A 19,971-nucleotide genomic window follows, 5' to 3' on the forward strand; every position below is an offset into this window, starting at 1 on the left:
TGGCGGTCAAGGTGGCGGTCAAGGCGGCGGTCAAGGCGGCCCGGGGGGGAACTGTTTCCAGCAGTTCATTCCTGGTGTTGGCTGGGTATGGATTTGTAGGTAAAAAAAGACAGCCGATTAAATTGGCTGTCTTTTTATATCCAAACCTAATCCATTGGGCATTTACTCGTGAGTTTGGATTAGGCTGCCATCCTATTAAATGCTGCGTTCGTTTATTTGCTGGACCATTTTCTTGATGAACGTTTCTATTGAGACATTTTCCAATTCTAGTTCCCCGTATTTCCGGACATTCACTTCATTTTCTTGCTCTTCTTTATCTCCAAGGACCAGCATATATGGGATTTTCCCCATCTGTGCTTCCCTGACTTTATACCCAATCTTTTCATTCCGATCATCAATTTTCACCCTTATCCCTTGATTCTTCAGTTCTTTTTGAACCTTTAAACAATAATTCAAATGAACTTCAGAGACGGGGATGATCTGTACTTGCACCGGGGCAAGCCATACCGGAAAAGCACCGGCAAAATGTTCTATCAAGATTCCGAAAAAACGATCGATTGATCCAAAAATGGCGCGATGAATGACGACCGGACGAACTTTTTCATTATTTTCATCGATGTAAGTCAGATCAAATTTATCGGGCATTTGAAAATCAAGTTGGATTGTTGCACATTGATGGCTTCGTTTTAATGCATCTTTAATATGAAAATCAATTTTCGGTCCATAAAATGCCCCGTCCCCCTCATTTAATTGATAATCTATCCCGATGCTTTCCAGAACATTTTTCAAGGCTGTTTCTGACGCTTCCCAAAGGGAATCATCCCCCATTGAATTCTCTGGACGAGTCGAAAGCTCTACGGAATACTCGAACCCAAATGTGCGATACACCTTATCAATCAGATGAAACACTTGTTTAATTTCACTTTCGATTTGATCCTGCCTTACATAAATATGTGCATCATCCTGACAAAATGTACGGACCCGCAGCATCCCGTTCAATGCACCGCTATATTCATGTCGGTGGACTTGACCGAATTCGGCCATCCGGACGGGTAAATCCCTGTAAGAATAAAGACTGTTTTTGAAAATAAGCATATGACCCGGACAGTTCATTGGCTTCATCGCGAATTTTGTTTGATCCACCTCAGTAAAGTACATATTCTCATGGTAATGATCCCAGTGACCCGATTGTTCCCATAACCGCTGGTTCATCATGAAAGGAGTCCGAACTTCGTCGTAATCAGCTTCAGTCTGAAGCTCCCGCGAGAACCTCTCCAAATCATTTCTAACGATTTGTCCTTTCGGTAAATAAAACGGCATTCCAGGGGCTTCCTCCGAAAACATGAATAACTCCAACTGCTTCCCTATTTTTCGGTGATCGCGTTTGGCCGCTTCTTCCAGGAATTTAAAATGATCCTGTAAATCCTTTTTCTTTCGGAAAGCCACGCCATACACCCTTTGAAGAACTTCATTTTGATTGTCTCCCCGCCAATAGGCACCAGATACACGAGTCAATTTGAACGATTTTACAAATGATGTGGATGGTAGATGCGGCCCCCTGCAAAGATCGACGAATTCACCCTGTTGATAAAGCGTCAGTTTTTCACCCTTAGGGATATTCTTTGCTATATCCAACTTGAATGACTCCCCTCTGCCCTCGAATAACTTCACAGCTTCTTCATAAGACACTTCGATTCTTTTAATTTCCAGATTATCGCTTATGATACGTTCCATCTCTTTTTCAATAGCTTGTAGATCTTCTGAGCTCAGAGGATGATCTAATTTAAAATCATAGTAAAAACCATCTTCCACGACTTGCCCCATCCCTAATTCCACATTTCGGTATAATCTTTTCACAGCCTGCGCCAAAACATGCGCCGATGTATGTCGTAAAACTTGTAATCCTTCATCCGAATCCAGAGTCAAGATCGACAGTTCGGTATCCTTATTCAACTTGAAACATAGGTCAACCCATTGTTTATCCAGTTTTCCCGCTACTGCCTTTTTCCTTAAACTTGAGCTGATGGATTCTGCTACGCTTTCCACTGTCATCCCTTGCGGATATTCCTTTTGCTGCCCATCCGGGAATTGAACTTTAATCATTTTTTCCCCCATCATAAACACCCCTTTTTGGTAATAAAAAAATGCACTCATCCCTATGCAAGGGACGAGTGCGTTTACCCGTGGTTCCACCCAATTTCCCATAAGCAAAAAACACTCATGGCTCTGGAGCTTATAACGCAGCTTAGACGATATCAGTTACTCTTGTTCACCGATATAGCTCAAAGGCGGTAAATCAGGTTCCTAAGCCAGGAAGTTCGCAGCTGCCCTTCCCTCTCTGCAGACCGTAAAAATGATTCATGTCCTTATCATGGCAATATTCATATATAAAAACGCACCCATCCCTATACAAGGGACGAGTGCGTTTACCCGTGGTTCCACCCAATTTCCCATAAGCAAAAAACACTCATGGCTCTGGAGCTTATAACGCAGCTTAGACGATATCAGTTACTCTTGTTCACCGATATAGCTCAAAGGCGGTAAATCAGGTTCCTAAGCCAGGAAGTTCGCAGCTGCCCTTCCCTCTCTGCAGACCGTAAAAATGATTCATGTCCTTATCATGGCAATATTCATATATAAAAACGCACCCATCCCTATACAAGGGACGAGTGCGTTTACCCGTGGTTCCACCCAATTTCCCATAAGCAAAAAACACTCATGGCTCTGGAGCTTATAACGCAGCTTAGACGATATCAGTTACTCTTGTTCACCGATATAGCTCAAAGGCGGTAAATCAGTTTCCTAAGCCAGGAAGTTCGCAGCTTTCCTTCCCTCTCTGCAGACCGTAAAAATGATTCATGTCCTTATCAATGCTTCTAAAATGTTAATCGATTTTTATATTGTTTTATATATTACAATATATTCCCAAAAGTGACAACCTTACATTTTTAAATTTCATTACAAACACCCAATTGACATAATTGGGGGGTTCCACGAAAAATTCAAGCAATTGGTCTATCGTATTTGCAATGATTGGAACTCTATCTTTTTGCTGTTCCTTTGCTTTACTTAAAGCCTCCGAGCTGCTTATGATCTCAGGAATCGGGGCGTTACTTATTGGTATGTTTTGCAGTTTCGGGGCCCTCTATAAAAATGAAATAGAAAAATCGGAATTTTTGGCTGTGGCTGCATTCTTTCTTTTGAGTTTCATTCTCTTCTGGGATGAACCATTTCAAATTGTCAGGCTCTTGACATAGATGAAGAATTAATCAAAATGAAAAACCCGTCCACCATGACGGGTTTTTTGATTGATTCAATTTTCATCGGCTATCGTTCCACTTGAATTCTTTATTCTAAGCCATAGTGAAAGTCCAGTTGCCCATAGTATTAGCGCGCATCCAAATCCGAGCAAGGATAACGGTGCGAGGATTTGATGCTCCCCAAGCATGACGGTGTCTGGTACACTAAATAATGACATAAGCGCTAATAAACAGAGAAGCACTCCTGTTGCATAGTAGATCTTGATTTGAAAAAGCGATGCCAAAGGTAAAAAATGAATCCCGACAATAATGGCGATGACTCCCGGTATAAGATCGGCCTGATCGATCAAGTTACAGATGGCAATGGCAATCCCAATCAGTAAACCTTCGGCAATGAAGACCATATTAAACAAAAATCCGATACGCTTCAAGCGTCTATCCCCATTTTCTGAAACGGGATTGGACATTTTTTGTGATGCATGAATTAAGGAAATGCCGCAGATAACCATTAAGATTCCTACGAATATGGCTACGAGTTCCACGTAGGGGAACCCCCACCCCTGTAATCCCATTACACCAATACCAGCCCACAGTGTACCGAAGAATGCCATGAAAATGACTCCAATTCCAGAACCGTGAAACGCCTCTTTCATCATCAGTTTCCTTTCATCCCCAGTAATATCGTACATAGAATAATAGTATTGCACACCCTCCCAGATTATTCAGCAATAAAAAATGATCCATTGAAAAAATTACCATTTTGTGAATTTTAATAGATAATTGCCGTTTTCGTCGATCTATTTACATTTTCGGAGATATTACTGGATTTTCATACAAATCACCATAAAAAAACCTGAGTCCACAAAGGGATCTCAGGTTATTTCCATTGGATTGGCATCAAGCCACATCTGATTTATCGAATTGACAATCTTTTAATGATATTAATTGAGTCTTGTGATAAATCTTGTATCCTAACCAGATCACCAGGAATATCGGTAATCCGATATAAGAGACGGCGACTCCATACCAGTCGATGCTGCCGCTTAGGAATGCTTCATAATTCTGACCTGCTATGACGAGCATGCACAGGGTGAATGAAAGAATCGGACCGAATGGAAACCATTTTGCTTTATACTTCAATTCGTTTAGGTCACCACCCTGCGCAACATAGGCACGTCTAAAGCGATAATGGCTTATGGCTATTCCAATCCAGGCGATGAAGCCGGTTAGCCCGGATGCATTCAATAACCATGTAAATACCTGGTCCCCTAAAATGGAGGTCAAGAAGGCGAGTCCTCCAATTAAGGAGGTCATGATCAAAGCATTCATCGGGATCCCCCTGCGGTTGACTTTGGCCAGGAATTTGGGAGCTTGATGATCTTTTGCCATCGACCATAACATCCGTGTTGATGCATATAGCCCCGAGTTCCCTGCGGATAGTAAGGAGGTTAACACGACTGCATTCATGACGGACGCCGCGAATGCGAGTCCTGCCCGTTCAAAGACAAGTGTGAAAGGGCTTACAGAAATGTTATCGACATCTCCGTTCAACAAACTTGGACTTGTATACGGTATTAAGAGGCCGAGTATCAGGATGGCCCCTATATAAAATAATAGGATGCGCCAAAATACTTGGCGGATCGCATTCGGAACATTTTTTTCGGGTTCTTCACTTTCTCCAGCAGCAATACCAACCAGTTCCGTGCCTTGAAAGGAAAATCCCGCGATTAGAAAGATGCTGATGATCGATAAAAATCCCCCCTTGAATGGTGCCTCATCCATGGTGAAATTTTCAAATCCGATCACCTTTCCGCCAAAAACCCCCAAGATGGTCAATAAACCAATAATGATGAAGCAAATGATGGCAATGACTTTTATTAAGGCAAACCAATATTCAGATTCACCATAACTTTTAATGGATAGGGCGTTAAGGGTGAAGACGATTCCAAGAAATAATGCACTCCATATAAGGCTGGGTACATCAGGGAGCCAGAATTTCATGATGATGGCTGCAGCAGCTATTTCCACGGCAAGGGTGACTGCCCAGTTAAACCAATAATTCCAGCCAAGTGCAAAGCCGAATGCGGGATCAACAAAGCGTGTGGCGTAGGTGGAAAATGATCCCGATACAGGCATATATGTCGCCATTTCCCCTAAGCTTGTCATAAGGAAATAAACCATGATTCCAATGCACGCATATGCAGCGAGGGCACCACCAGGGCCTGCGCTCTGGATGGTTGCCCCGCTTGCCAGGAATAATCCGGTTCCTATTGAACCGCCAATGGCAATCATGGTCATATGCCTTGCTTTCAGTTGCCTTTTAACTGTCGGTTCTTGATTATCAATGAGATTCATGTCCATCTGGTTCCTACCTCATTTTCTTTTAAAGTTAAAAGTTCAAGAAATATAAGAGTTTTTAACAACCGCTTTGTGAAAGACTGAAATAACCGCTTTACTTGCTGGGATGCTATCCAGTTTAATTGCCATTGCCTGGTATCGTCTCCCTATTCCCTGCCTGGGTGACCTCATCCTGCTCAGTCTCCATTCCGCACCATTGAATTAAAGTAAGGGCAATGATCTCCGCTGTGGAGAAAACGTTGTCTAGCAGGATATATTCATTTGGATAGTGGGCTACCTCGGTTACTCCCGGCCCGAACACGATTGCAGGCGTATCACCAACATGTGTCAGCAATCCCCCATCCGTTCCCCAAGGAGATGCTTCAATGACCGGGTCCTGCCCGGCCACTTGCCGATATTGATGAATAAGCGCATTCATCAGTTCATGCTCCACATCAATTGCTCCTGGAACCCAGCGTGCCCCAAACCATTCCAAGACGGGCGGGTTTTCCTTGAACCATTGGTCCACTTCCCCCAACTGCCGTAACCAGGCAGCCATTTCGTCTTTCGCCTGCTCCATCGTTTCCTCCGGCGCAACGCCCATCCTTCCTTCGATTTTCACAAGATCGGGAACGGATGACGGCCAATTACCGCCTTCAATGACACCTAGATTGATTGGAATCGGAATAGGCGTGTTTTGATAAAGCGGATCACTGATTCCTGCATTTCGCTTGTCTTCCAAGGCATGAATATGATGGATGACGGTCATGCTTTTTTCAATCGCACTAACGCCTTCATACCTTGTTCCGCCATGTGCTGACCGACCTTTCACATGGATTCGGAACCACATCGAACCCTGCTGTTTCGGGAAGATCCTCATATTCGTCGGTTCAGGGATAAGGGCAGCATCGGCTTTATATCCCCTCAGGACAGCCGCTAATGTTCCGGCTCCGCCGCTTTCTTCTTCAATCACACTTTGAAAAATGACATCTCCCTTTAAGTGGATTCCATTTTCCTTCAATGCCTGCATCGCTAGGATCAGCGAAACATTTCCACCCTTCATATCGGTTACTCCGCGTCCGTACATTCTTCCATTCTTAATCGCTCCGCTATATGGGTCGTCGTTCCACTGATCCCGGTCTCCATCTGGAACCACATCGATGTGTCCGTTCAAAATGATGGAACGTCCGCCTCCAGTCCCTTTCATGATACCTACCACATTGGGGCTGTTAGAAAATTCACTGCGTGGAGAATAGAAATAAGAATGCTTTTTCAGCTCGCCGCCGTCAGGTTCCCAACTATCGATTTGCAATCCCATTTCCTGCAGCTTTTGGGCGACGATGGCCTGTGCCCCTGCTTCATTTCCTTGCGTACTCGGGGCTTGTACCATTTTTTGCAATAGGTTTGTTCCCTCATCCCGATGATCCTTAATCCATTGGTTTATCCGCTTTTTTATATCCGGCACATTTATCCTCCTTAAATCAACATATTCTGTTCCCTGAATACATCCTTTACCTTATTCAATGGTGTTGACGGCAGCAGGGATTTTCAATGTCGCCTCTGTATTCCTTATCACATCATCCACGGTATATGGCGCCATGACTTCCTTCAGCACCAATCCCTCTTCTGTAACTTCCATGACTGCCATATCCGTAATGATTAAATCCACACTCTGCCTGGCCGTCAATGGAAGCATACATGTCTTCAATATCTTGGACTCTCCCTGCTTATTCACATGATTCATCAGGACGATCACCTTTTTGGCTTTCTGGGCAAGTTCCATTGCCCCTCCCATCCCCGGCACTCGCTTTCCTGGGACGATCCAATTCGCCAAATCCCCTTTTTCACTGACTTCCAGGGCGCCAAGAATGGTGATGTCGATGTATCCTTTCCTGATCATTCCAAATGCTGTTGCACTGTCAAAGTATGAAGCGCCCATTACAGTGGTGATCGGGAACCCTCCCGCGTTACAGAGGGAAGGATCTTCTTGCCCTGGGTCAGGACTTGGACCTGTACCGAGAACTCCGTTTTCCGCATGGAACAGAACATGGATATCTTGAGGTATATGGTCGGCCACTAAGGTAGGGATGCCGATGCCTAAGTTGACGACCAATCCGTCATGAATTTCCTTGGCGGCGCGTTTCGCGATGCGATTTCGTACATCTACTGCCATGCCCATTTCCAATTCACCCCTTTAGTCGGAATCACCATATCTACATAAATGCCTGGTGTGGCAATGCATTCCGGATCCAATTCTCCTGCAGGAACGATTTCTTCCACTTCCGCAATCGTGAAGGCTCCAGCCATCGCTACGAGCGGATTGAAGTTACATGCCGTCTTGTCGTACACTAAATTCCCCAGCGGATCTGCCTTTTTGGCATGGACGATGCTGATTTCAGCCGTCAAAGCGGTTTCCACCAAATATTCTTTTTCTTCTATCACAATCTTGTCCTTGCCTTCTTCGGCTATCGTACCAATCCCGACATCGACAAAAATCCCGCCTAAGCCTACACCGCCAGCACGAATCCGTTCGGCTAATGTCCCTTGCGGTGAAAATTCGACTTTCAGCTTTCCTTCAGTCATGAGTCTGCCGGCATTAGGATTGGATCCGATATGTGAGGCGATCACTTTCTTTGCCCTTTCAGCAGTCACAAGCCGGCCAATGCCGATATCAGGGAATCCGGCATCATTGCCAATCAAGGTCAATTCCCTGACACCCTTGGCAAGAATACCCTGTACGAGCGTAGGAGGAGTCCCCACCCCGCCAAATCCGCCATACATGAGGGTGCATCCATCGAAAATATGCTCCAATGCTTCTTCCATGGTCATAATTTTGTTTTTCTTCGTAATGACCTGCTTCATACCGTTCCTCCTAAATCGCCTGCATGTCCTCAATCAAACCTTCCGCGTGCAATTCTTGCTGCAACTCTTCGAGGGAAGCTTCCAGTATGTTGACGAGGCGATCGATTTCTTCATTCGTAATGATTAATGGCGGAGATAGGATAACCGCATCGCCAGCGATTCCTTCAATCGCACCTGCAGCAGGATAGATTAACAACCCCTTCGCAAAAGCCTTATTGACAAGCCTTGTAGTCAGACCAATTTGCAAGTCGAATGGCGTTTTTGAAATCCGATTGGAGACAAACTCAACCCCAAGGAGCAGCCCTTTCCCTCTTACATCACCAATGATGTCGAATTTCTCGGCCACTCCTTGCAGTTTCTCAAACAGATATAGTCCTTTCTCTTCCGCAGCCTGAACCAAGTCATTTCCCTCTATGTAGGAAAGCACTTCCAATGAAACGGCAGCAGATAGAGGGTTTGCACTATATGTGTGTCCAGCCATGATTGATTTCGTGCCTTTTAAAATGGGCTCCATGACACGGTCAGTAACCATTGTGGCTGCCATCGGAGTATAGCCTGCGCTCATTCCTTTACCCAATGAGATGATATCCGGAGTGACTCCCCAGTGTTCCATCGCGAACATTTTTCCTGTCCGTCCGATTCCCGTCATTACCTCATCTGCTATAAAAAGAATGTCATAGTTTTCGCAGATTTCCTTAATCCTTTGATAGTAGCCATCCCGCGGTGTTACAGCACCAGCGGATGCCCCGATTATAGGTTCTGCGATGAAGGCGGCGACATTCTCGGAGCCGACCCTTTGAATGGCTGTCTCCAGTTCATTTGCACACTGAAGCTTGCATCCCGAAGTTTCAAAATCATAAGGACAGCGATAACAGTATGGAGCCGAAATGCTAGGGAAATCCTCCAATAGCGGAACAAAACGCTTTCTTCTTGCTACATGGCCGGACATCGATAAAGCGCCCATCGTGATCCCATGATAACTCGTCCACCTGGAGATGATGCGGTTTTTTCGCTCAAACCCTTTTTCTTGCCAATGTTGAATGGCGATCTTCATCGCCGTTTCGGTCGCTTCCGATCCACTATTCACGAAAAATGACCAATTCAATTCCCCTGGGGCCAACTCACTTAGCTTTTTGGCCAATGCCTCTGCGGCTTCACTCGTAAAATGAGACCGATAGGCAAAGGATACTTTGCGGGCTTGCTCCGTCATTGCCTCGACAATATCCACTACACCATGGCCAATACTTGCCGTGACCGCTCCTGATGATCCATCTATATACTGTTTTCCATCTATATCATAAAGATAAATTCCATTCCCATGAGAGATAGTGGGATAGTCATGATCTAAAGTAGGCTTAATCAAATAATTGCGTGTCATGTCATCTCTCCTTTTAACGTTCGTACCCACTGTGCATTATTCTATTAAACCATTACGTTCTTAAAAGGAATCGATCCTACCAACTAAAAGGCTCATCCTGAATCAGGATGGATTCTGTGGGGCAACCTTCCATGGCATCTTGCATGTCATCATGCAAGATCTCAGGAACTTCGGCAATCCCCTGATTATCATCCAAGATGACGAAAGCGATCCCTTGATCGTCATAGTCATAAATTTCAGGACCTGTTGAACCGCATGCCCCGCACGCAATACAGGTTTCTTTATCAACCCATGTGTATTTAGCCATGGAAACAACCCTCCTACTTGAAAGATAAATCTTTACCCCAAATATTCATGTCCTCATACTTATCCCAAATATTGCAATTCTTCGTTAATCTGCCTCCATATTCATATCCCAGCTGATGAAAGACGGCGTTCATGCCCATTGACAATGAACGCGCTAATGAATAAGAGCAATAAATGTTTTTCCTGAACAATTCTTGTTCCAATGCGGAGATGAGCACCTTCATGAAACCATGCTTCCGGTGTTGGGGAATTGTTGCACAATCCGTTATTTCAGCATTGTGATACATCTCATTCACTTCCGCGGATGCAGCACTCACGATGGTACCTTCATATTCGATAACGCTAAAGATCGTACCTTCCTCCATCACTTTCTTGATATATCGCTCATCATTCATCGGTGTAGGATAGGTTTCAAAGATGGCACCATATAAATTCGCCAACTCTTGTGCATCTTTCTCCGTAGCAAACCGAAGGATATAATTTTCAGGCATTTGCTGGGATTCAATCAGTCTAGGGATCTGACTGACATCTTGGATGATTTTATCTTCCTTGACCCAAAAGTCGCTTGTTCGCCTTTCACCCGTTAAATAGAAGGCCATGCAATAGGCATCATTCCCTTTGAAATACTTGCTCAATATTCCTTCCAGCATGAATCCCTGACCCAATGCAGCGGATAAATCTTCATTCCTGGCTTTAAGCATCACTTTAGTAAAGCCCTGCTCCTTTGCGATGGCAAGGCCCCGATCAATCGCTTTTTTGATATTCCCCCGATAATCATCCATGCGTAAGCGCTGATTGGCATGATCATGATAGAGTTCCATCGTATAACAATCCCCTGTCTCCATTTGGGTGAAAAAAGGCAGCTTTTGAACAGGCATTGTGTACCCCCTTATTTAAAGAATTCGGGAGAAGAGATGCATATCATCCGCTTCTCCCGGCACTCTACTTCCAGTTAAATAATTTTTTGACAGGTGCTTGAAGAAGCTGATCATACGTAAACTCATCAGGATATGCACTCACATCATAAATGGATAAGGCCTCATCCACCTTTTGATTCATCGAATCAGACACATAGATTCCACATTCTGGGCAGTTCAAGGCTGGAACTTGAAGGACTTTTATTGACCGTTTCCCGTCAGGCATGATCCAGTAACAATCTTTCTTTTCATTTTCTTCTACGTTTGGGGCATTGCACCACAAGCAATCCATCTTTATTCCTCCCTGCCATCAGATTTCACCGAGCCACTAGCGGCCATAGCGTTCTTTTTTTCTTGGGCTAATCTTAATTTTTCCTTCATTTCATCCCGTTTATCACGGCGATCCTTCAAGGAAGCATGTTCCTCAGTGCTTTCATACGCTTTTCTCTTGTCAAGACGACGAAGGCCCTCTGGCACCAAGTTGAATTTCTCGTCCGTCATGAGAGCGGAAATCCCGACGGCTTCTTTCCTATCTGCAGTACCATACACTTCATCAAAGTAAGCATCCGCACTGCCTGCAACATAATTCTTTGGCTCCGGATAACTTGTGATCACTCCTTCAAAGTTCCGTAAAACGACTTTATCCGGACTTTGCGAAAGAAGGTAATTCGGAGTCAAGGCAATCTTTCCGCCTCCCCCAGGAGCATCCACCACAAAGGTTGGCACCGCATATCCTGATGTATGGCCGCGCAGCGCTTCAATGATTTCCAGCCCTTTTGAAACCGGCGCCCGGAAATGGCCAATCCCCTCAGATAGATCACATTGATAAATATAATAAGGTCTTACCCTAGCTTTAACACAGTCATGCATCAGCTTTTTCATGATATGTACACTATCGTTGATACCAGCCAGGATGACTGCCTGATTGCCAAGCGGCACCCCTGCCATCGACAGCATATCACATGCTTTTTTCGCTTCATCCGTCAATTCAAGTGAATGATTGAAATGTGTATTCAACCAAACCGGATGGTATTTTTTCAGAATATTACATAAATTCTCGGTAATCCTCTGCGGGAAAACGACCGGTGCACGTGTGCCGATCCGAATGATTTCCACATGCGGGATGGCACGTAAGTTACTCAATACGTATTCAAGGATCTTATCATTGATCAACAGGCCGTCTCCTCCAGAAATCAGCACGTCCCTCACTTCCGGAGTGTTCCGGATATATTCAATCGCCCCGTCAAGCTGCTTCTTGGGAACACCCATGCCAACCTGACCTGAAAAACGGCGTCGCGTACAATATCTGCAGTACATGGAGCATTGGTTCGTTACAAGGAATAAAACGCGATCCGGATAACGATGCGTCAATCCTGGAACAGGGGAATCCTCATCCTCATGCAGCGGATCCTCCAAATCATATCTAGTCTTGTTCATTTCTGCCGAAAGCGGTACCGACTGTAAACGAATCGGACAGCGTGGATCATCGGGATTCATCAATGAAGCATAATAAGGCGTAATGTTCAACGGAATCGTTTGAGTCGAAATCCTTACTCCCTCCTCTTCATCCGGTGTCAAGTTGACGACCTTTTTCAGATCATCCAGTGTTTTAATCGTATTGGTCAATTGCCAGATCCAATCATTCCACTGCTCTTCCGTTACATCCTTCCACAATTCGATATCATTATAATGCCTGCGTCCACCTAGGTATTCTTTATGTTTTACATCCATTCCCATCAAATTCATTTAAAATGCCCCCTTATTCTAAGAACTTATATATATACTCTCGCAAGAATGATGCCAACATCAATAACAAGGAAAACATAAGCAGAAGGGGGAAAACCGAGGTTAAAATCGCAAGAAATTTTTCAAAATGCATATTTTTTTGCAGCCAGATTCTTTGCGTCTAGCAAAAAAAGAAGGTCTCTTTACACAAGAGCCCTCTTCCAGTTACACCATGTCCAAGAAAGTGACAGCGTTTCCAAAAAAACTGCATTCACTTGGATTCCTTCGATCCTGCCGTATAAACTTTTTCAATGCCGTACTTGTTTAACTTATATTGCAGTCCCTGTCTTTTAATATTGAGGGCTTCAGCCGTTTTGCTGATATTCCCATTATATTTCTCGAACATATTGATGATCATTTCCCTTTCCATTTCTTCAAGAACGACAGGTAAATCAATCTTGTTTCTCAATGGGGAAGGATGGCACTGCGCATTTGCTGCAGCATAATTTCCTGAACGAAAAAGATAAGCAGGAAGATGATGTTCATCAATCCTATCTTCCCCTGCGTCCATGACGTTGAAGGTCAACTCGATGGCATGTCCCAGTTCACGGATGTTCCCGGGCCATGTATATTGAAGAAGCCGCTGCATCGCCTTTTGACTGATCCCGCGCACTTCCGTAAAAAATGATTTGTTGAATTTTTGGATAAAGTGATTGACGATTTCCGGAATATCCGTTTTACGCTCCAAAAGAGAAGGCATTTGGATTGTCACGACATTCAGGCGAAAAAATAAATCCGAGCGAATGATTCCCCGCTCCAACGCCTCCTCTGGAGATATGTTCATCGCAGCAATGATCTTTACATTTACCTTTTGCTCCTTCGAACCTCCAACACGGCGCACCTCACCTTCCTGAAGCACTCGCAGCAATTTTGCCTGCAGTCCGAGGTCGAGGCTATTCAGCTCATCAAGGAAAAGGGTACCGCCATTTGCTTGCTCAAAAATGCCCATTCGATCCAACGCTCCGGTAAAAGCCCCTTTCGTCGTGCCGAACAGCAGCCCCTCCATCAATTCCTTTGGAACTGCCGCACAGTTTTGCGCGATGAAAGGCTGATTCCGCTGAGCACTTACATTATGTATACTTTGCGCGACCAGTTCCTTCCCTGTTCCTGTTGGTCCATGAATCATGACCGGGGAATGTGTACGGGCCGCTTTTTTCGCCAATGAAATGGCTTGCTGAAAAGCAGGGCTACTACCGATCAAATCACTAAAATGATAGGTCGCCGTCCCTTCAGAGAACTTATTCTTCTTATGGGTCTCGGCCAGCTGGGAACGCAAATCGACAATTTGGTCGTACATATTCATGATCTTCGTAATATCCTTTGCGATTTCCACTGCCCCAATAATTTCACCCTCCTCATACAAAGGATACGTACTATTGATGGACGTTATCTTTTTCTCCTTTAAGTTGACATATGTTTGAATGGATTCAATCGTTTCATTGCCTTTTTCCAATGCTACATGCAGCGTACTGGATTCATCAGTCAATGATGGATAAAGCTGAAAAATATTCTCCCCCAGCACCTGTTCACGATCAAGCCCGTCGATATGTGCCATCATTTCATTGTAAAAAACCGTATCCCCATCTTTATTCACAATATGGACACCCACATTGATCACATTCAATATCCATTCAAATTGAGTGGAAAACTGATTTACTGAAGATTTCATTTCTTCATCTCCGTTCTCTGTCATTTGATAGAATCACCTGTAAATTATAGCATTTAATGGGAAACATACATCTCTTTATTCTTATTAAAATCAAACTTCACCACAAAGGCAACAGAATAATAAGTTCAAAAAAAGGAATCTCGCATTAAGTCAAGAAGATTAATATAAGACAATATAAAATGTAGGGGTGAGCCGGATTTCAGAACGAAGCAAAGAAACTAAAATAGAAATTAAACCGTGGGAAGATAAAGACCTTGAATTACTTGTTCAACTAAATGCCCCAGAAATGATGGAACATCTTGGCGGACCAGAATGCAATGAACAAATCCTGAAACGCCATCAAAGGTACTTACAGATTGGAGATAAGGGGTGCATGTTTAGCATCATCCCGTTTCCAGAGGAAGAAGCAGCTGGTTCTGTTGGCTACTGGGAAAAAATGTGGAACGATGAAAATGTGTACGAAATCGGCTGGAGCGTCCTCCCTTCCTTTCAAGGAAAAGGAATCGCATCTCATGCCGTGAAGGCACTGATAGGGAAAATCAAAGCAGAACGGAAATACAAATATATTCACGCATTCCCGTCCATCCATAATTCTGCATCAAACGCCATTTGCCGCAAGCACGGCTTCAACCTCATCTCCGAATGTGAATTCGAATATCCGCCAGGAAGCTTTATGCCATGCAATGATTGGTGCTTGGAACTTGAATGAATTTTTCAGATAAAAAGCGGATTTGTGTATAGGAAGGATTATTCCAGGGTAAGTCGAATTATGTTGGGTTTAGGTGAATTATTTCCCGGGAAAGTCGAATTATTCCCGGGATAGGTCTGTTTGCATCCATTCCGCAATCATTTATCATTCACTTTAGATGTTTAGTGATCTCATTCTCCATCAAGCAAACAATTCATTCCATGTTTCTTTACCTGCCTGTTTATTTCCAGAAATTCTGCCTTCCTGTTTATTTCCAGAAATTCTGCTTGCCTTTTGGTATTTGAATAATGCCTCCTCGGTTTCCCCCCCGAATTCCCCATCAAGGGGACCGGGGTTAAATCCTTCCATATAAAGTGCTGCTTGCAGGATCCATGTGATATTGCCTGCAGCTCCTTTCTTTATGGTGACGATTGCCGTCTCGGTTTTAGGTCCCCATTTCCCATCGACAACCAGCTTTTTATTGAATTGCTTATTCAGCTCCGTTTGCAAACCTTTTATTAGGGCTGAACGCGTTTTGGGACCATAAACCCCATCACCCTCAATAGACGTTTTATATCGGCTATTTAACGTTTTTTGTATTGAAATGATATGACTATCTCTGGTTTTCGGCATTTCTATTTTTTCTAATTTGAAGGTTAGGTGAGGCTCTTTTCCTGCTTGTAACTGTGTATAAGATAACCCGCCTGTCATCTCCAAGTGGGGATAATCCTTGAATGGACTCCAATCCCCGCCCCATTTAAACCCTAAATCCTTACCTATGGAAGCCACGCGCTTCCACTTTGAATTCACTGTCCATATCGCCCTCTTGCCATCATCACTCACAATGAAGAAATCAGTGGCCAGTCCAAAATTATGATAAGATTGCCCTGGCTTAGCTTTTGTCACAATAGGTTTAGCCAGATTACTATAATTTTTTCCATTGTAGCTATAAACTCTTCCTTGACCATACAGCACGGCTTGTTCTTCCAGAGAGCGATGGCCGGCACTTATCTGTACAGTGATCCCTTCAGTATAAGCACGTTCCACCATTTCCAAAGCTGATGCCTTCACCACAGGATTCATTCCTTTGCCCATCTTTTTCACTGATCGATCCAATAATGTTCGTAATGCTACCGTCAATGTAATCCCTCCTTTTAAATTCCCATCAGACTTTATATAAGACTTTTTAATGAAAAAGTAGCAGAGTTATTTATTAAAAAGACCTGACAGTCGATTTCAGAAATCCACTCCCTTTCCGCCGATTGTCTGCCAAGCGTCTCTGGGATCTTGGCTAACCAGTTATTTGGCGGGAATGTCGCATATTTCTTCAACCTAGTGGGGGGTTCCATCCGTATAAACTAGTAAAAAAACATGAAGGATAATCAAGTATACTGTTAAGATCTTGGTTCGAGGATATGGTCTTTCCTACCTCTGATTTATCGACAAACAGAAGAGCCGCATTTTTTCTACCATTTCTGTTTTGGAAATGGATCTTGTTTTTTATTTTATATACTGAAGAGTGCATACGTTAACCCCATTTTCGTAAATAAAGGAGAAGCGTTAGGAAATTTATAGAAAGGGCATTTCCCCCCAAAAAATAGACTGCTTCCATTCGCCCGTTTGCGAATGAAAGTAGTCTAATAATGAATTATTTTATTAATCTCTTTAATTACGCTCTAATTTCAATAGAAGGGCTTATTGTAAAATCAGCCTCTGTTTTGCTTTTCACTTCATCAAGCGTTATGCCATTTTGCAATTCTATCAATTCCATTCCAGCTTCTGTAAATTGAAAAACAGCCAGTTCGGTAATCAGGCAATGGACGACTTTTTCCCCCGTCAATGGCAAGGTACAGGTCTTTTTCACTTTGGATTCGCCATGCTTGTTCACATGGTCCATAATGACAACAATTCGTTTTGCGCCTTGGACGAGATCCATCGCTCCTCCCATTCCTTTTACCATCTTCCCTGGAATCATCCAGTTTGCCAAGTCCCCATTTCCTGAAACTTCCATCCCGCCTAAAATGGCTAGATCGATGTGACCGCCGCGAATCATTGCGAACGATTCAGCACTATCAAAAAATGATGCCCCCGATTTTGCCGTTACTGTTTCTTTTCCTGCATTAATCAAATCCGGATCGACTTCATCCTTTTGTGGATAAGGCCCGATTCCGAGTAAGCCATTTTCCGATTGAAGCATGACATTGAAGTCATCTGGAATCATGTTGGCAATCAATGTCGGCATTCCAATCCCTAAATTTACACACATACCATCCTGGATTTCTTTAACGGCCCGTTCTAAAATTAGTTGTCTAGTCATTCGAATACTCCTCCTTTTTATGCGTTAGCAGTTGTAAGTCTTTCAATTCGTTTTTCATAGTCTTTTCCTACAAGCACTTTTTGTACATAAACCCCTGAAGTATGAATTTCATCTGGATCGAGCTCTCCTGTGCCGACAAGCTCCTCCACTTCGACAATCGTGACTTTCCCTGCGGTGGCAACGACAGGGTTAAAATTCCTTGCGGTTTTCCGATATACAAGATTACCGAAATGATCTGCTTTCCAGGCTTTTACAAAGGCGAAATCTCCAACTATTCCTTTTTCCATAATGTATGTGCGGCCATCAAACTCTTTATGTTCTTTACCTTTTGCGACTTCCGTTCCTACTCCTGTAGCTGTATAAAAGGCAGGAATTCCCGCTCCACCCGCTCTTAAACGTTCGGCCAGCGTTCCTTGGGGAACTAGCTCGACCTCCAGCTCTCCACTTAAAAATTGCTGTTCAAATAACTTATTTTCCCCTACATACGAAGCGATCATTTTTTTGATTTGTTTATTTTCAAGCAATAGACCTAGGCCCCAATCATCGACACCACAATTGTTGCTGACAATCGTCAAATCCTTTATACCTTTGTTACGCAAAGCAATGATTAGTTTTTCTGGTATTCCGCTTAATCCAAACCCGCCAACGATAATGGTTGCTCCATCCTCGATTTGTTGAATAGCGCTATCAAAAGATGTTAATAATTTACTCATTTTCCATCATCTCCATTCTTAATACTATTCTATTAAATAAACAGTGATGTTGCAAAAGCTATGATGAATACAGTCACTGTTTTCAAAACCGTAATCGCAAAGATATCCTTGTAAGATTGGCGGTGTGTCAATCCAGTGATGGCAAGTAAGGTAATGACGGCACCATTATGCGGCAGCGTATCCATTCCGCCAGATGCCATGGATGCAATTCGATGAAGCATTTCCGGAGTGATTCCGACACTTTGGGCCAACTGCAAATAGTGACCTCCCATTACTTCTAACGCAATCGAAAGTCCGCCAGATGCAGATCCGGTAATCCCTGCCAGCACATTGACGGCAATAGCTTCGGATACGAGTGGATTTCCGCTTGCATTGAACACCCAGTTTTGAATGGCCGAGAACCCAGGAAGCGTTTTCACCACATTCCCAAAACCAACTTCAGATGCGGTATTGAATATCGCAAGCAATGATCCCATTGCAGCAGCTGTTAAGCCACTTGCCAATTTGACCTTGATACGTCCAACATTCAGAAGCATCGCTGCAATAATACCGATAGTCAGTGCAACAATCAAAGACCAGGATGAAGTGACTGTGCTTACATCGGCAATGTTGAAAGTTTCCTTCAACATCGATGCATCATACCAGTGCTTAACAGAAATGGCACTGCGGCTGAAAGCAAAATTAAATGCTACGACAAGGATTAGCGGTACAATGGACAGCCAAAAGTGAGGCAGGTTATGCTGTTCTGCACTTTCTGGTTCATTAATATGTCCTTCCCCGTATCCTTCACCGTTTGCCAATGCTTGTTTACGACGACGTTCTAACCAGAGCATTCCTCCGGTGAATACCATGATCGCACCAATAATCCCCATTATTGGAGCAGCATAGGTATCTGTACCGAAATAATTCGTTGGAATGATATTTTGAATCTGAGGTGTTCCAGGAAGCGCATCCATCGTATAAGTGAAAGCACCCAATGCTATCGTTCCCGGCAATAATCTCTTTGGGATGTCTGCTTCTTTAAAAATTGCCGCTGCGAATGGATAAACGGCGAATGCCACTACAAAGAGTGAAACCCCGCCATATGTCAGCGCCGAACAGGCCAGCACCACAGCAAGGATAGCCTGCTTTGAGCCTAGTGACTTTACGATGGTCTTGGCAATGGATGCAGCTGCACCGCTCATCTCCATGACTTTTCCAAATACGGCCCCTAATAAAAATATCGGAAAAAACGCTTTTATATAGTTAGCCGCAAACGTCATATATGTCTCTGTATAACTCGGCAGCAAATGTCCGCCGGATAAGATGACCGCCAATAAAGTGACAATCGGCGCTATGATAATGACCGGATAGCCCCGGTAGGCTAAAAAGATTAAAAGTCCCAGCGCCACAACAATGGCTAAAATTTGAATCACCAACTCAATTCCCCCTTTTCTCCCCTTGCCCCAAAATTATTTTGGAAGCCTTTAAATAGAACTATTAATCTCCTAAATTCCACATTGTTAATCTTCCCGTTTTTACCATTCAGCCTGCCTTCCCCAAGTCAAGTTGAATGGTCCTCCTAAGCGCTTCCTAATCATTGATAACGCTTTCAACAATTGAAGGATTACGAAATCCCTTTTATTTTACGTGGAAACATAATCTAAAATGACAGATAGGCCATTCATTAAATTAATTATGCAATTATTGTGCCAACTTAAACACAATGAAAAATCTCATCTTTTAAAGCCTTTTCAAAC

Annotated in this window: 18 protein-coding genes and 3 other annotated features; of the genes, 2 read left to right on the forward strand and 16 right to left on the reverse strand. The window is 43.6% G+C overall.

Annotation, left to right across the window (positions count from 1 at the left end):
- Positions 1-236 (forward strand): hypothetical protein (locus IOC57_RS22360; RefSeq protein WP_207440764.1); only part of this gene is annotated, 236 nt, incomplete at its 5' end.
- On the opposite strand, the gene thrS is transcribed toward IOC57_RS22360, so the two are convergent.
- The 12 genes from thrS to IOC57_RS22420 all read right to left on the reverse strand — a co-directional run bounded on the left by thrS (position 196) and on the right by IOC57_RS22420 (position 14,538).
- Positions 196-2,103, reverse strand: coding sequence for a threonine--tRNA ligase (gene thrS / locus IOC57_RS22365; RefSeq protein ID WP_396020877.1), 1,908 nt, complete (start codon positions 2,101-2,103; stop codon positions 196-198). The two genes, IOC57_RS22360 and thrS, sit on opposite strands and share 41 nt — an antisense overlap.
- A 57-nt stretch (positions 2,104-2,160) precedes the next feature.
- Positions 2,161-2,382: a binding site (T-box leader), on the reverse strand.
- Positions 2,383-2,409: 27 nt separating this feature from the next.
- Positions 2,410-2,631 (reverse strand) — a binding site (T-box leader).
- A 27-nt stretch (positions 2,632-2,658) separates the two neighbouring features.
- Positions 2,659-2,880 (reverse strand) — a binding site (T-box leader).
- A gap of 433 nt (positions 2,881-3,313) precedes the next feature.
- Positions 3,314-3,967: a DUF7010 family protein gene (locus tag IOC57_RS22370; protein WP_309487749.1), complete on the reverse strand. Its 654-nt coding sequence runs from the start codon at positions 3,965-3,967 to the stop codon at positions 3,314-3,316.
- Positions 3,968-4,157: 190 nt separating this feature from the next.
- Positions 4,158-5,621, reverse strand: coding sequence for an amino acid permease (locus tag IOC57_RS22375; RefSeq protein WP_207440766.1), 1,464 nt, complete (start codon positions 5,619-5,621; stop codon positions 4,158-4,160).
- A 115-nt stretch (positions 5,622-5,736) separates the two neighbouring features.
- Entirely contained in the window at positions 5,737-7,062 is a 1,326-nt protein-coding gene (locus IOC57_RS22380; RefSeq protein ID WP_207440767.1) for a peptidase, read from the reverse strand.
- Positions 7,063-7,113: 51 nt separating this feature from the next.
- Positions 7,114-7,776, reverse strand: coding sequence for a 3-oxoacid CoA-transferase subunit B (locus tag IOC57_RS22385; protein WP_207440768.1), 663 nt, complete (start codon positions 7,774-7,776; stop codon positions 7,114-7,116).
- The gene (locus IOC57_RS22390; RefSeq protein ID WP_207440769.1) at positions 7,761-8,459 is read right to left on the reverse strand and encodes a CoA transferase subunit A; all 699 of its coding nucleotides are present in this window, start codon (positions 8,457-8,459) and stop codon (positions 7,761-7,763) included. The genes IOC57_RS22385 and IOC57_RS22390 overlap by 16 nt, the downstream gene beginning before the upstream one ends.
- A 10-nt stretch (positions 8,460-8,469) precedes the next feature.
- Complete coding sequence (locus IOC57_RS22395) at positions 8,470-9,837, reverse strand: aspartate aminotransferase family protein (RefSeq protein WP_207440770.1); 1,368 nt, start codon at positions 9,835-9,837, stop codon at positions 8,470-8,472.
- Between the two features lie 76 nt (positions 9,838-9,913).
- Positions 9,914-10,144, reverse strand: coding sequence for a ferredoxin (locus IOC57_RS22400; protein WP_061464616.1), 231 nt, complete (start codon positions 10,142-10,144; stop codon positions 9,914-9,916).
- 13 nt (positions 10,145-10,157) lie between these two features.
- On the reverse strand, positions 10,158-11,021 hold the full coding sequence (ablB, locus tag IOC57_RS22405) for a putative beta-lysine N-acetyltransferase (RefSeq protein WP_207440771.1): 864 nt from the start codon (positions 11,019-11,021) through the stop codon (positions 10,158-10,160).
- Between the two features lie 64 nt (positions 11,022-11,085).
- A complete protein-coding gene (locus IOC57_RS22410) occupies positions 11,086-11,352 on the reverse strand; it encodes a YokU family protein (RefSeq protein WP_207440772.1) in 267 nt (88 codons plus the stop codon).
- A gap of 2 nt (positions 11,353-11,354) precedes the next feature.
- Positions 11,355-12,791 carry a lysine 2,3-aminomutase gene (gene kamA, locus IOC57_RS22415; protein WP_207440785.1) on the reverse strand — a complete coding sequence of 479 codons (1,437 nt, stop codon included), beginning with the start codon at positions 12,789-12,791 and terminating at the stop codon, positions 11,355-11,357.
- A 265-nt stretch (positions 12,792-13,056) separates the two neighbouring features.
- Positions 13,057-14,538, reverse strand: a complete 1,482-nt coding sequence (locus IOC57_RS22420) for a sigma-54 interaction domain-containing protein (RefSeq protein WP_286185117.1) — start codon at positions 14,536-14,538, stop codon at positions 13,057-13,059.
- Positions 14,539-14,710: 172 nt separating this feature from the next.
- Here IOC57_RS22420 and IOC57_RS22425 point away from each other — a divergent pair, with 172 nt between their 5' ends.
- Positions 14,711-15,223, forward strand: coding sequence for a GNAT family N-acetyltransferase (locus IOC57_RS22425; protein ID WP_207440787.1), 513 nt, complete (start codon positions 14,711-14,713; stop codon positions 15,221-15,223).
- Between the two features lie 180 nt (positions 15,224-15,403).
- Here IOC57_RS22425 and IOC57_RS22430 read toward each other — a convergent pair whose 3' ends face one another.
- From IOC57_RS22430 to IOC57_RS22445, 4 genes are all read right to left on the reverse strand, one after another.
- Positions 15,404-16,342 (reverse strand): M15 family metallopeptidase, encoded by a 939-nt coding sequence (locus IOC57_RS22430; protein ID WP_286185118.1) that lies wholly within the window; start codon positions 16,340-16,342, stop codon positions 15,404-15,406.
- 529 nt (positions 16,343-16,871) lie between these two features.
- Positions 16,872-17,519 carry a 3-oxoacid CoA-transferase subunit B gene (locus IOC57_RS22435; protein WP_286185119.1) on the reverse strand — a complete coding sequence of 216 codons (648 nt, stop codon included), beginning with the start codon at positions 17,517-17,519 and terminating at the stop codon, positions 16,872-16,874.
- 17 nt (positions 17,520-17,536) lie between these two features.
- Complete coding sequence (locus tag IOC57_RS22440) at positions 17,537-18,232, reverse strand: CoA transferase subunit A (RefSeq protein ID WP_207440773.1); 696 nt, start codon at positions 18,230-18,232, stop codon at positions 17,537-17,539.
- Between the two features lie 32 nt (positions 18,233-18,264).
- Positions 18,265-19,650: a GntP family permease gene (locus IOC57_RS22445; RefSeq protein WP_207440774.1), complete on the reverse strand. Its 1,386-nt coding sequence runs from the start codon at positions 19,648-19,650 to the stop codon at positions 18,265-18,267.
- Positions 19,651-19,971 lie beyond the last annotated feature (321 nt).

Origin of the sequence: Bacillus sp. SD075 (assembly GCF_017355165.1) — a bacterium.
GTDB lineage: Bacteria > Bacillota > Bacilli > Bacillales > DSM-1321 > Peribacillus.